Origin of the sequence: Thiohalorhabdus sp. Cl-TMA (assembly GCF_041821045.1) — a bacterium.
In the GTDB taxonomy this organism is placed as follows: Bacteria; Pseudomonadota; Gammaproteobacteria; order Thiohalorhabdales; family Thiohalorhabdaceae; genus Thiohalorhabdus; species Thiohalorhabdus methylotropha.
Map to the genome: position 1 here is coordinate 24,199 of NZ_JBGUAW010000014.1, position 13,883 is coordinate 38,081.

Annotated in this window: 10 protein-coding genes; 8 read left to right on the forward strand and 2 right to left on the reverse strand. The window is 65.4% G+C overall.

Annotation, left to right across the window (positions count from 1 at the left end):
- The 5 genes from ACERLL_RS16635 (at window position 1) to ACERLL_RS16655 (ending at window position 6,671) form a co-directional block, all read left to right on the forward strand.
- Window positions 1-771 (forward strand): hypothetical protein, encoded by a 771-nt coding sequence (locus ACERLL_RS16635; protein ID WP_373657227.1) that lies wholly within the window; start codon window positions 1-3, stop codon window positions 769-771.
- The gene (locus ACERLL_RS16640; protein WP_373657228.1) at window positions 768-3,878 is read left to right on the forward strand and encodes a DUF2309 domain-containing protein; all 3,111 of its coding nucleotides are present in this window, start codon (window positions 768-770) and stop codon (window positions 3,876-3,878) included. The genes ACERLL_RS16635 and ACERLL_RS16640 overlap by 4 nt, the downstream gene beginning before the upstream one ends.
- Window positions 3,878-4,231: a P-II family nitrogen regulator gene (locus ACERLL_RS16645; RefSeq protein ID WP_373657229.1), complete on the forward strand. Its 354-nt coding sequence runs from the start codon at window positions 3,878-3,880 to the stop codon at window positions 4,229-4,231. The genes ACERLL_RS16640 and ACERLL_RS16645 overlap by 1 nt, the downstream gene beginning before the upstream one ends.
- A gap of 181 nt (window positions 4,232-4,412) precedes the next feature.
- Window positions 4,413-4,616 carry a hypothetical protein gene (locus ACERLL_RS16650; protein ID WP_373657230.1) on the forward strand — a complete coding sequence of 68 codons (204 nt, stop codon included), beginning with the start codon at window positions 4,413-4,415 and terminating at the stop codon, window positions 4,614-4,616.
- Window positions 4,617-5,219: 603 nt separating this feature from the next.
- Complete coding sequence (locus ACERLL_RS16655; RefSeq protein ID WP_373657231.1) at window positions 5,220-6,671, forward strand: catalase; 1,452 nt, start codon at window positions 5,220-5,222, stop codon at window positions 6,669-6,671.
- Between the two features lie 26 nt (window positions 6,672-6,697).
- On the opposite strand, the gene ACERLL_RS16660 is transcribed toward ACERLL_RS16655, so the two are convergent.
- Window positions 6,698-7,249 carry a GNAT family N-acetyltransferase gene (locus ACERLL_RS16660; RefSeq protein WP_373657232.1) on the reverse strand — a complete coding sequence of 184 codons (552 nt, stop codon included), beginning with the start codon at window positions 7,247-7,249 and terminating at the stop codon, window positions 6,698-6,700.
- Between the two features lie 294 nt (window positions 7,250-7,543).
- Between ACERLL_RS16660 and katG the strand changes: the two genes are divergently transcribed.
- Window positions 7,544-9,775 carry a catalase/peroxidase HPI gene (gene katG, locus ACERLL_RS16665; protein ID WP_373657233.1) on the forward strand — a complete coding sequence of 744 codons (2,232 nt, stop codon included), beginning with the start codon at window positions 7,544-7,546 and terminating at the stop codon, window positions 9,773-9,775.
- Between the two features lie 107 nt (window positions 9,776-9,882).
- Here the strand turns inward: katG and ACERLL_RS16670 are convergent, their stop codons facing one another.
- A complete protein-coding gene (locus tag ACERLL_RS16670) occupies window positions 9,883-10,896 on the reverse strand; it encodes an AraC family transcriptional regulator (protein ID WP_373657234.1) in 1,014 nt (337 codons plus the stop codon).
- Between the two features lie 181 nt (window positions 10,897-11,077).
- Between ACERLL_RS16670 and ACERLL_RS16675 the strand changes: the two genes are divergently transcribed.
- A complete protein-coding gene (locus ACERLL_RS16675; protein WP_373657235.1) occupies window positions 11,078-12,157 on the forward strand; it encodes a class I SAM-dependent methyltransferase in 1,080 nt (359 codons plus the stop codon).
- A gap of 590 nt (window positions 12,158-12,747) precedes the next feature.
- On the forward strand, window positions 12,748-13,437 hold the full coding sequence (locus ACERLL_RS16680; RefSeq protein ID WP_373657236.1) for a PEP-CTERM sorting domain-containing protein: 690 nt from the start codon (window positions 12,748-12,750) through the stop codon (window positions 13,435-13,437).
- Window positions 13,438-13,883: the final 446 nt, after the last annotated feature.

Consider the following 13,883-nt stretch of genomic DNA (forward strand, 5'->3'; position numbering starts at 1 on the left):
ATGTCCCTTATGAGCTATCTCCTGGCCGCGCTGTTCCTGCCCCTGTTCCCGTTCAGCGCGGCGTTCAACGCCTTGTATGGGCGCGCCGGGAACACCGCTCTGCGTGCCGCCCTCCTGCTGGCCTGGCCGCAGATCGGGATTGCGCTGATCCGGACGGCGGACGGACCGCCCCCGGACTGGCTGCTGCCCCTGGCGCTGGCGACCTCGGCGCTCTACGCCTTTCGCGCCCTCGCCCTGCGCGAGCTGGGGCAGTGGACCGCCTACCTCGCCACCTCGCTCTGGGCCCTGCTCTGGCTGGCCGGGCCCGGCGAGCCGGCCGTCGGCTCCGCCCATCTGCACGCCCTGGGGATGAGCGCGCCGCTGGCGCTGGTGGCCCTGCTCACGGGCGGGCTGGAGCAGCGCTTCGGCGCCGCCTACACCGGCCTGTACGGCGGGCTGGCCCAGACCCTGCCGCGCTTGTCCGGGGTACTGGTGGGGGCCATGCTGGCCAGCGTGGCGCTGCCGCTGTTCCCGGCGTTCTTCACCATGCTGGCGCTGCTCCTCACCAGCACCCCCGCCATGCCCGCGGCGAGCTTCGCCCTCCTCGGCATCTGGCTGCTCTGGAGCTGGGCGGGAGCGCGCATGATCCAGGGCCTGGTGGTCGGTCCGGTGAATCCGGACATGCCCGAGTATCGAGCCGCCGATCTAGGCTCGGGATCCGCCTGGGCCTATGCCGCCGCCCTGATGGCGCTCACCATCGGCGGCCTGTTTCTGATAGGAGACCTGCCATGAGTCTCTCGCTGGGTGAAAAGCTGAAGATCCGGACCACGGTCTACGTGGCCGGGGAGCCCATTCCCTTCTTCTGGCCCATGCGCTCGTTCATCCACCACAACCCCCTGCACGGCCTGGAGCACCTCCCGTTCCCCGAGGCCGTGGAGCAAGGCGAGAAGCTGTTTCACGCCCGGGGTTACCTGCCGCGGCGCAGCTATCAGCGCTATCTCGCCGAGGGCCGAGTGGACCGCGAGCGGCTCGCCTACGAGGTGGAGGCCTTTGCCGCCGATCGCGACCCCATACCCGGGATCGACCTGCCTCGCTGGCTCATGGCCCTGCTCACGGAGACCGAGCAGTCCGTGGCGCTGAAGCGGACCCTGGCCGGGCCGGAAGATGTACTGGCCTCCCTGAACGGTTCCACATCGACGGCGGAGACCGCGCCCGGAACGGCCTCGGTCACCGGGGAGCTGCGCGCGGCGCTGCTGGGCGAGCGCCCGCTCTACGAGGCGGTGGACGCGCTCTACGGTACCGACATCGGCGCCGAGCTGGACGAGCTGGTGATCAAGAGCTGCCTCGATTTCTTCGACGAGGGGCAGTCCGTCTGGGGCATGCCGGGACGCGAGGAAGGCTTTTTCGCGGCCTGGCGCCAGATTGCCATCCGCAACGGCCGGCTGTTCCTGCGCGGCCTCCACGTGGAGCGCATCCTGGCGGAGGCCAACGGCCCGGAGGAGGTGATCGCCCAGGTCATGCGCGCGCTGGAGGTTCCCGAGTCGCGCTGGATGGGCTGTTTCACCCGCGAGCTCGCCCGTCTGCACGGCTGGGCCGGCTTCATTCGCTGGCGCTCGAACGCGCCGCACTATCACTGGAGCGAGCAATTTCCCGGCGACCTGGTGGATATGCTCGCGGTACGCCTCACCCTGGCGCTGGCCCTGCTGAGCGAGCGCAAGCACAAGCGCCTGGCGACGACCACCGGCGCCATCGAGCAGGCGATCGAGACCCGGACCGCGGAGACCTATCTGCGGCACGAGCTCCACAGCGGGGCCATTCTGCCGGCGGAAGCACTTCGGGTGGAAAAGGCCCTGGCGCGCGGCAAACCGGACCGGATCGAGACCGTCTTCGCCGACTATGTCCGCGCCAAGCGGGATGACGAGGCCCGCCGCCAGGCCGAGCGCCTGCGGGAGCTGGGCCGCCGCGCCGAAGGCGAAGGCGGGCTCGGCACGCTTTCCGGAGAGTCGCTGGGACGGCTGCTGGATACCCTGAACGAATTCGAGCGCAGCGAAGGCATGCTCTGGCTGCGGTCCATGGAAGCGCACGCCACCAACCGGCTGCTGGGGGAGGTCAACCTGACGCCTCCAGAGCCGCGGGAGAAACGCCCCTTCGCCCAGGCGCTGTTCTGCATCGACACCCGCTCGGAGCGGATCCGTCGCCACCTGGAGAGCGCCGGCGATTACCAGACCTTCGGCATCGCGGGCTTCTTCGGCGTGCCGGTCAGCTTCATGGAGCTCGGCAAGGGCAACGAGATCCCGTTGTGCCCGGTGCTGCTCACGCCGAAGAACCTGGTGCTGGAAATGCCCGTCTCGGCCCCGCAGGACCCGGCCGCGGTCACCGCGCTGGAGAAGGCCCTGCACGAGCTGAAGGAATCCGTCGTCAGCCCCTTCGTCACCGTGGAGGCCATCGGCCTGCTGTTCGGCCTGGACATGGTCGGCAAGACGCTGATTCCCCAGTACTACAACCGCTGGCGGCAGCACCTGCACGAGGAGAAGCCGCCGACCCACTGGATGCTGGACAAGCTGAGCCGCGAGCAGGCCGACTCCATCGTGCGCACGGTGCAGCGCTCGGTGATCATCAAGGCGGTGGAGCAGGAATTCAGCCTGGCTGCGGAGCGCATCACGGACACCATGGTGCGCGAGCTGCGCGAGGCCGCCATGGGCAACCAGCAGCGGGCGACCGAGCTTGCCGAAGCGGCCGGCCTGGACGCCGGGGGGGAACAGGCCTTCATCGACCGCCTGCGCGAGGTCTACCGCATCGATCCCGCCTTCGCCCGGCTGCAGATGGAGCAGTTGGGGCGCATCGGCTTCACCCTCGAGGAGCAGGTTGGCTTCGTCGGCAAGGCCTTGCGCTCCATCGGGCTGACCGAAGGGTTCTCCCGGTTCATCCTGCTGGTGGGCCACGGCAGCACCTCGGAGAACAACCCCTACGAATCGGCGCTCGATTGCGGCGCCTGTGGCGGCAATCACGGCCTGGTGAACGCCCGCGCGCTGGCGCACATGGCGAACAAGCCCGAAGTGCGGCGCCAGCTCCGGGAGCAGGGGATCGACATACCCGACGATGCCTGGTTCGTGGCCGCGCTGCACGACACCACCACCGATGCGCTGGAGCTGGCCGACCTGGACCGCCTGCCCGGCTCGCACGGGGCCTACCTCGATCGGCTGCACAACGGCCTCACGGCCGCTTCGCGGCGCTGCGCCCAGGAGCGCATGCCCACCCTGAAGATCCCGGCCGTGGAGGGCGAGTCGGAGGATACCTACCGCGAGGCGCAGCGCAACTCCATGGATTGGTCGCAGGTGCGCCCGGAATGGGGCCTGTCCGGCAACGCCTACTTCATCATCGGCCGGAGGGCGCTTACGCAGGAGCTTTCCCTGGAAGGGCGCGCCTTCCTGCACTCCTACGATTACCGCATCGATCCCAAGCGCCGCCTGCTGGAGACCATCCTGACCGGACCGCTCGTGGTGGGTCAGTGGATCAACATGGAGCACTATTTCTCCACCGTGGACAATGAGCGCTTCGGCAGCGGCAGCAAGGTCTATCATAACGTCGCCGGCCGGTTCGGGGTCATGACCGGCAATCTCAGCGACCTGCGCACGGGCCTGCCGTCCCAGACGGTGCTCGACCAGGGCCGGCCCTACCATCAGCCGCTGCGCCTCATCACCGTAATCGAGGCGCCGCTGGAACAGGCGCAGGCCGCCGTGGAGAGCGTCATCAGCGTCAAACAGCTGGTCCGCAACGGCTGGATCCGGCTGCTCGTCATCGACCCCGAGACCGGGACCGTGACCACTTATGAGGACGGCGAATGGCTGAGCCAGCCATTCGCCGACAGTCAGCCAATCCTTGAGGAGACGAGTGCATAATGCATAACCTCAACTTCAGCTCCCTGAAGAAGCTCGAAATCATCCTGAGCGGTGAGCATCAGGGCTTCGCTACGGACCTGCTCGACCGGGCCGGGGTGAAGGGCTACACCATCATGCACAACCTCTCGGGCAAGGGCAGTCACGGCTTCCACGAAGGCCACCTGATGTTCAACGAGGACGACGTGCTGATCATGATCATCGCCGCCGTCCCCGAGGACATGGTGGAGCCCATCCTGGAAGGGTTCGCACCCTTCTTTAACGAGCACTCCGGCGTGGTGTTCATATCGGATATTCAGGTGACGCGCCTGGTCAAGTTCAGCGACCAGGGCGATTCCTCGAGCGACGGTCAATAAGGCAAGGGGCTGGCCGGGCTCGAGCCCGATTCACCGGGCCGTCCACCGATGGCGCGCCGCTCAGCGAGGGATGGACAGCGACTCTTTACGAACTTGCCGGGAGGTTCTAGAGTGCATTAAAGTTGCTACTCATGTGCTGGTTTTCCAGCCCATTGTACGCACTGCGCGTGAGGGTACCGATATGTCCGAAGAATCCGATATGCCGCATAAGCCTCAATTCGCTTCCGCTCCGGGTCAGGCCCGGAAAACCGCGACCGTGGAGGACTCCCTGGAGGCGGCGGAAGAGCTGAAGCACATGGTGGGACAGACCCGCCGCATCGCGCGCGAGCGGCGCGCCGCCCTCGCCAAATGGGGCAAGATGGCACTGCCACCGGAAGAGCGCTGATCTCCCGGGAGCGCGTTCTTTAGCGCAGCCCATAAGCATCCCGTTTACTCCTCGGCAGAAGAGGCCCCGCTTTTCGCGCCGCTGACTGCTTGATGCCCTCCGCATCAACCCCCCTTACTCCACTCCGGACCCATGGCCCGGAGCCCCGTCGGCGGCGCGAACCTCTGGCCGGCTCCGGAGCGGAGCTTAACGTGCGCTGCCGCGTCGCGCCGGCCCGAGCCCTGAATCCCCTTCCTTAGTGCCCTGCCCCCACCCGCTTCCTGACCTGGCAGGGGCCTGCAGGCTCGCCTGCCTCAACCTCCACGAAGCACCGGATCCCGAAACGGTTGCCCGAAGCCCGCAACTCCCACCCGCCTCCATCCGTCCGTTTTATCCGGTCCGCTCCCCTGGGGCGTTCCCGGACCCTGGAACACCGTAAGGCTCCCGGAGGCCGAATCATTTAGGTTCGGACGCTTCCCGGCCGCCTGCAGCCCACGCCCATTTGACCATTCCCCGACCCCGGGGGCGCAGCGGTTCCAAGCCGGCCGGAGCGCCCGAACCGGGCTCCCGGCACACGGACTGCTCTCGGGCAGAGCACAAATGCCATGCAACGAGGTCCTGAAGATGAATGAGGAAAGCAAGCCCACCACCACCGACGGCGGCGCCCCGGTATCCAGCGATGAGCAGTCCCTGACCGTGGGGCCGGACGGCCCGATCGTCATGCACGATCACTACCTGATGGAGCAGATGGCCAACTTCAACCGGGAGCGGATCCCCGAACGTCAGCCCCACGCCAAGGGTGGCGGCGCCTTCGGCCGCTTCGAGGTCACCCAGGACGTCAGCGCCTACACCAAGGCGGCCTTCCTCCAGCCGGGTGCCCAAACCGACGTCGTGCTGCGGTTCTCCACGGTCGCCGGAGAGCGCGGCAGCCCCGATACCTGGCGGGACCCGCGCGGCTTCGCGGTGAAGTTCTACACCGAGGAAGGCAACTTCGACATGGTGGGGAACAACACCCCGGTCTTCTTCGTCCGCGACCCGATGAAGTTCCAGCACTTCATCCGCTCGCAGAAGCGCCGCGCCGACACCAATCTGCGCGACCACGACATGCAGTGGGACTTCTGGACGCTTTCCCCGGAATCGGCCCATCAGGTCACCTGGCTCATGGGTGATCGCGGCATACCGGCGACCTGGCGCCACATGAACGGCTACTCCAGCCACACCTACATGTGGGTCAACGCCGAGGGAAAGAAATTCTGGGTCAAGTACCACTTCAAGACCGACCAGGGCATCAAGTGCCTGACCCAGGAGCAGGCCGACAGTCTGGCCGGTTCCGACGCCGACTACCACACGCGGGACCTCTACAACGCCATCGAACGGGGCGACTGCCCGAGCTGGACCCTCTACATGCAGATCATGCCCTTCGAGGAGGCGGAGACTTACCGGCTCAATCCCTTCGACCTGACCAAGGTATGGCCGCATGCGGACTACCCGCTGACCGAGGTGGGCAAGCTGACCCTCGACCGCAACCCCACCGACTACCATACGGAGATCGAGCAGGCGGCCTTCGAGCCCAACAACCAGGTTCCCGGCACCGGATTCAGCCCCGACAAGATGCTGCTGGCGCGGGTGTTCTCCTACGCGGACGCTCACCGCGCACGGCTCGGCGTGAACTACAAGCAGATTCCGGTCAACGCGCCCAAGTCTCCGGTCCACAGCTACAGCAAGGACGGCGCCATGCGGGTACGGAAGGTATCCGACCCGGTGTACGCGCCCAACACCAAGGGCGGGCCGGCGGCGGACCCGGAGCGCTATCCGGAGGCGGCCACCTGGAGCGCCAGCGGCGAGCTCGTCCGCCACGCCTACACGCCGCGCCGCGACGATGACGACTTCGGCCAGGCCCACAAGCTGGTGCGCGAGGTGATGGACGACGAGGCGCGCGCCCGCCTCGTCTCCAACGTGGTCGGCCACCTCTCGGATGGCGTTTCCGGACCCGTTCTGGAGCGGGCCTTCGAGTACTGGCGCAAGATCGACGAGGAGATCGGCGAACGGATCGAGGCGGGGGTCCGCGGCGGCTGAGGGGCGGGCGACCGGATTTTGTGTGGTCACTCCTGCCAATGCTCCGGGGCATTGAGCGCGTCAGCGCAGACAACTTGCCCACTGATCCGCCCCATCGCTCCCGGACGAAGCTCCTGAACCATCCAGGCGTCCGCATTTTCAGGGGGGATACGATACGGCGCTTCGAACCCCCGGGCTCCGGCGGGAGAAAAGCCGAACTTCGAGTAATAGCCGGGATGGCCCAGCACGAATACCAAGTCGACGCCGGAGGCCCGGAGCTGCCCCAGGCCTTCCTCGATAAGCCGACCGCCGAGACCTTGGCCCTGGTAATCGGGGTGTACGGCGAGCGGCGCGAGGATAGCCGAAGGAGCCGCCTGCTGAGCGTCCTTGATGCGGGTGCTCGTGAACAGGAGGTAGCCGACGGCACGCCCATTGGCGGTGGCGACCAGCGCCAGCGACGGATGCGCGGTGGGATCCTGCAACAGCTCGGCGGCCAATCCCGCGATCTCCGGACCTTCCTCCCGGCCAAAGGCCGCCAGGATCACCTCCGCAATTGCCGGCCAGTCCGACTCCAGTGCTTCGCGAACCCCCAGGCCCATGATGGCTCCTCGCAAAAAGGTGGATGCCTGAAAAGGACCAATACCACTGCCCCGGAAACCGGTCCAGCGCCACCCCAAGCCGGGGCCGGCTCCCTTCCCGCTCGGGGAGGATGCGGGGTCCTTTGAAGGTGACCGCTTACGTTTTTTTCGATGAACCGCTTGACTTCTTCACGGGCCGGGAATACATCTGAAATAAATCTGGTCCGGATTTAGACTGCTTCTAAATCAGCGACCACCGCGAACCAGCCCCCAACAGGAGAAAGGCATTTCCCCTTCAGACCGAGGCGTCTGCCAATGCGTAAAACCATTACTACCGGATTCACCTCAGTGGCGATTGCACTTGCGATCGCATTATCAACGGCGGTGCCTTCAGGCCCGGTTGCCGCGCAGGATCAGCCGAGGACCAACCAGTTCTGGTGGCCCGAGCAGCTGAACCTCGCGCCGCTACGCGCGCACTCGCCGGAATCCAACCCCTACGGGGCGGACTTCGACTACGCCGAGGCCTTCCAGAGCCTGGATCTCGATGCGGTCAAGGCCGACCTCAGGAAAATGATGAGGACCTCGCAGGACTGGTGGCCGGCCGACTGGGGCCACTATGGTCCGCTGTTCATCCGCATGGCCTGGCACAGCGCCGGCACCTACCGCGTGGCCGACGGCCGCGGCGGCGCCGACGGCGGCCAGCAGCGCTTCGATCCGCTCAATAGCTGGCCGGATAACGCCAGTCTCGACAAGGCGCGCCGCCTGCTATGGCCCATCAAGCAGGAATACGGCAGCAAGATCTCCTGGGCCGACCTGATGGTCCTGGCCGGCACCGTGGCCATGGAAGACATGGGCTTCAAGACCTTCGGCTTCGCCGGGGGGCGGACCGACGACTGGGAGCCGGACCTCGTCTATTGGGGGCCGGAAACCGAAATGCTCGGGCGGGACCGCTTGGACAAGAAGGGGAAATTGCAGAAGCCGCTCGCGGCCACGCAAATGGGCCTGATCTACGTGAATCCCGAAGGCCCCGGCGGCAACCCGGACCCGGTTGCGGCCGCCGAACAGATCCGCGCGAGCTTCGGACGCATGGCGATGGACGACGAGGAGACCGTCGCCCTGATTGCCGGTGGTCATACCTTCGGAAAGGTGCATGGCGCGGCAAGCCCGAAGGACTGCGTCGGTCCCGAGCCGGCCGCGGCGCCGATCGAAGACCAGGGCCTCGGTTGGAAGAACAAGTGCGGCAAGGGCAAGGCGGAGGACACCATCACCAGCGGACTGGAAGGCGCCTGGACCGCCGCGCCCACGCGGTGGACGATGATGTACCTGGAAAACCTGTTCCAGCATGACTGGGAGCAGACCCGTAGCCCCGGCGGGGCTGTTCAGTGGGTTCCCGCCGACGGTGCCGCCGCCGATACAGTCCCCGACGCGCATATCGAGGGTAAGCGCCACGCGCCGATCATGCTCACGACCGATCTGTCGCTGAAAGAGGATCCGGTCTATCGCAAGATCTCGAAGCACTTCCTGGAAAACCCGAAAGCCTTCGAGGACGCATTCGCCCGCGCCTGGTTCAAGCTCACCCATCGGGACCTGGGACCGCACGCGCGCTACCTCGGCGACGACGTGCCCGAGGAAAGGCTGCTTTGGCAGGATCCGCTTCCGGAGGCCAATCACGATCTGGTGCGCGCGGACGACATCGAGCGGTTGAAGGCCACGATTCTCGAATCCGGCCTGACCGTCCCCGAGCTGGTCCGCACGGCCTGGGCCTCGGCGGCCAGTTATCGCGGCAGCGACATGCGCGGCGGCGCCAATGGTGCGCGCATCCGCCTCGATCCGCAGAAGGACTGGGCGGTCAACGACCCGCAGGAGCTGGCCCGGGTGCTGGAGACGCTCGAAGGCATCCAGGCCGACTTCAACGCGTCCCAGGCCAAGGGCAAGCGGATTTCGCTGGCCGATGTGATCGTCCTCGGCGGCGCGGCCGCGATCGAAAAGGCCGCGGCGGATGCCGGGCATGCCGTGGAGGTGCCGTTCACGCCCGGACGCACCGACGCCACGCAGAAAATGACCGACGTCGAGTCGTTCGCAGTGCTCGAGCCGAAGGCCGACGCCTTCCGCAACTACTACGGCGAAGGCACCTACGGCTCGCCCACCGAAATGCTGGTGGAACGGGCCGACCTGCTGACGCTGACCGTTCCGGAAATGACCGCGCTGGTGGGCGGCATGCGCGCCCTGGACGCCAACACCGGCGGCGCCGACCACGGGGTGCTCACGGATCGGCCCGGCACCTTGACCAATGATTTCTTCGTCAATCTGCTGAGCATGGAAACGGCGTGGTCGAAGGCCGATCAGGCAGGCATCTATGCGGGCCGGGACCGCGCCAGCGGCGAGCAGAAGTGGACCGCCACGCCGGTGGACCTGATCTTCGGATCGAACTCCGAGCTGCGCGCGGTGGCCGAAGTCTACGCCGCCAAAGACGGCAAGAAGAGATTCGTCCGGGACTTCGTCGCGGCCTGGACCAAGGTCATGAACCTCGATCGCTTTGGCAGGTGACCGCGGTAGGTACCAAGGCGCTGGAGGTCGGTTGGCCTCCGGCGCCTTGCGTGCCTGAAGGCAGTAAGGATCCTCATTCTTACCATGCGGGGCAAGGTCAATTTGACCTAGCTCCATGCAGCTTCGTTGTGCCAAACCTCGCGAGCAACCCTCTGCTGGCGCCATTTCGCCGGGGGCATGCCGGTGGACCGTTTGAAGGCTCGGCTGAAGGAGGCCTCCGAATCGAATCCCACCTCGGCCGCCACCTGGGCTATGGGAACGGAGCCGGTGGTCAGCATGCCACCGGCCACCTGCATGCGCCATTTGGCCAGATAGGTCATGGGCGCCATGCCGAGGTAGGTATTGAAGCGTTCGATCAGGACGGTGCGCGATACGCCCACCTCGCGGGCCAGCTCGGCAAGCGTCCAATGGCGGGCCGGATCGCCATGCAGCCGATGGATGGCCCGCCGCATAGAGGGGACGGACAGCGCCGCGAACCAGCCGGCGGATTCGCTCGGCAGACCCTCTATATAGCGGCGCACCGCCTCGATGAAAATCAGCTCACTGAGCCGGGAAAGCACGCCCCCTCCCCCAACCCGCCTCTGCCGGCTCTCCTTGATGGTGGCCGCAATCAAGGTTCGCAGCCAGCCGTCCTCCTCCGTATAGGCGTCGGCCACGTGCAGGCACCGCGGCAAAGCCCCGATCAGGGGATTGAAGGGCAAAGCCTCCCAGCCGAGGAATCCGCAGATTAAACCCACCCGATCCCGTCCGCCCCCGTACTGCTCAATATGGAAAGGCGGGCGCTCATCCCCGTTCGGACGACGGAAGGCTTCCAGATTCGGCTTCGCCCGCATCCCTGGGGCGCTCGACAGCACGTGCGGATCCCCGTGGGGAAACACCACTACGCTTCCCGGCCCCAGCAGCACGGGGTCTGTACCGGACTCCGTCAGGGCGGCCCAACAGGTTCCCTCGGTGACTACATGGTATTCGATTACGTGCTGCGCACCAGGCATGACGTAGGGAGCCAACTGCCGGGCATGGGGTGCCTCGGAGACCCACGGAGCGGAGGCATCCACGTCGAAGAAGATGGCGCCGGACAGGTGGAACGTTTGCAGCACCTCGGTAACGATATCCGCACGCATGCCGGGCCTCCCGAACCCGCCGACGGGCGCCATCCACTTCCGCTCGATCGGCCAACTTTCCCGGACGCCGGGCCATATCCGGCGCCCCCGGCCCTCCGTAGCGTGGACCTTAATCCCCGAGGCCCCGGGCGGCACAGATTCCCGTCCACGGCATCCCCACTACGAAGACGAGGGCCTATCAATGAACGATACGACAGAGCTCCCCCGGCCGCACGCGGAAAAGCTGGAGGAATTCACGGGCAAGGTACTGGGCGACATCGGCGGCGCATTCGCCGTGCTGCTCTCCTACATCGGCGACCAGACCAGCGTCTACCGCACGCTACGCGACCACGGACCGGCCACCAGCGACGAGCTCGCCGAGGCCGCCGGCGTGGACGAACGCTACCTGCGGGAATGGCTGAGCGCCCAGGCCGCGGGTGGATACGTCACCTACCACCCGGCCGAGGAGCGCTTCTCCCTCACGCCCGAGCAGGCCACCGTGCTGGCGCAGGAGGGCCACCCGGCCTGCCTGCAGGGCCTTTTCCAGCAAGTGGTCGCCCAGTTCACCACCCACGAGGAAGCCGTCGACGTGCTCCGTACCGGGGCCGGGCGTCCATGGAGCCAGCACCACGGCTGCTGCTTCACCGGCACGGACCGCTTCTTCCGGCCCGGCTACGTGGCCAACCTGGTCTCCTCCTGGCTGCCGGCGCTCGACGGCGTGGTGGAGAAGCTGGAGCGGGGCGCCCGGGTCGCCGACGTGGGCTGCGGCCACGGATCGTCCACGGTGCTTCTGGCCCAGGCTTTTCCGGCCTCGGTGGTCCACGGGTACGACTTCCACGGCCCCTCCATCGAGGCCGCCCTGGAGAAGGCGTCCGATGGCGGGGTTGCAGACAACACCCGCTTCGAAACCGCCGAAGTGAAGCGGATCACGGAACGGGACTACGACCTGGTCTGCATGTTCGATGCCCTGCACGACCTGGGCGATCCCGTGGGCGCGGCGACCCATATCCGGGACTGCCTCGCCCCGGACGGGACCTTCCTGCTGGTGGAGCCGCTGGCGGGCGATCGCCTGGCGGACAACACCCACCTGCTGGGGCAGATCTACTACTCCGCCTCCACTCTTATCTGCACCCCGGCGTCGCGGGCGCAGGACGTCGGGCTCGCGCTTGGCGCCCAGGCGGGGGAGAAGCGTCTGAGCGAGGTGCTGCACCAGGCCGGATTCACCCGGGTCCGCCGGGCCGCGGAAACGGAGACGAACATGGTGCTGGAGGCCCGGCCGTAGAGGGCCCGATCAATTAGCAAGCGATTGGTGGGCAGGGCGAGGGCCCTGCCCATCCGGTAAAAGTCGGGCTCTCGTCGGCGACCACGCCCAGTGATGGGCGAGGCATCCCCACCGCAGAGCCTTCCGTAGCCATGGCCCATACGTAGGCGAGATGCCGGTATCGGTCAGCGGCACAGCGGCTGGAATTATTATACAAAAAATAGATTTACTTTTTATTTTCACCCTTTTTTTAAAAGGCAATAAAAAATTATGTAATGTATTTCTTGTTATTTAGATAATTTACACCGAACAATCAAGCGAACAGTTTGTCATTTTTTCAAAACTGTACAAATTCCGGGGAGCATATTTGGCACAAGGCTTGCTGAGTCATGGTTGGAGCACCATTAACCAACCAGCGGAGGTAATTCATTATGAATCCTTCCATTAAGAAACACCTGACACTCGCCGGACTTCTTGTTGGATCCGTAGGTATTTGCTCCTCCCCCGCCCAGGCCGATCTATTCGGGGTGAGCCTGAACGGTTATACCGCCTCAAACCCCGGACCAAGCAGTCTGTACTCCGTTGATCCGTCAACCGGGGATGGTGACCTAGTGGGCAATCTGGGCTATGCAGTGAACTCCATCGCGATGGATCCCACTACCGGCACAATGTATGGATCCACGACCTCCTGGAGCGGGGAGTTCAATGGCCTGCTGGAGATCGATCCGGCAACCGGAGCGGCAACGGAGGTGGGAAGCTTCAACGGAGAATTTGATAGCATCCTGGGCCTGACCTTTAACTCCACAGGTGAGCTCTGGGGCTGGCATGACCCCAATGAGGATGACCCGGTGCGCATCAACAAGACCACCGGGGAGGCGACCACGGTGGGTAACTCCGATATCAACACTGGTGGCCAGGTTATGGCATTCGATAATTCGGACAACCTGACGCTGGTCCAGAACGAGGAGCTCTATGAAATCGACCAGACCACGGGGGCTGCCGTATTACAAGAGAGCCTGAGTTTTGACCCGGGCAGCGGCGGCGCGGATTTCGATCCGGACACCGGCCTCCTCTGGGCGCCCGAAGGAGACTCATCCGGGCAAATCATGGATTCCATGATCCGGGTCACCGACTTGGGCGCCGACGATTTCTCCGATATGGATACGGACATCTCCTACCTGCATGCCCTGACCTTCGGAGAAACGGACGGGGTGCCGGTTCCCGCACCGGCCACGCTGGCCCTCATGGGCGCGGGCCTGGCAGGCCTCAGCTTTTCCCGGCGCAACAAGACCACCAAGTAGCGCTTAAAGGCCCTCGCCCCGGAAAAGGCCTCGCTGCGGCGGGGCCTTTCAAGTGTCCTTCCAACCCGTCACCTGCCCCCCGATTTCCGGACCATCCAGAACTCAGCTGACTCCGCTTAACCCCCCTGAGGCGGCGGACGTGAAGAACGGGTACCTTTTAGCTAAGCAGGGTGTCCTTTCATTCTGCTGAGTCCATCGCCCGCCCTGTCCATCGGGGTGGACGACCGGACCTCGGAATGGATGTCCTTTTTCACTGAGCAGCGAACCCTTAGGCGATTGACAGGGATTTTTTGCCTGATCCGTTAGTTACATAGACCCTGAAAACTGCCAATTGCCTGCAGGCAAGGAGGCCAACCGACTGCAATCCATCGCCCATAGGTACCCACACCAACTCCCCCATAACCCTGATCTGCGAAGGTAGGAAATAACGGGGAAGCCTGGTAAGG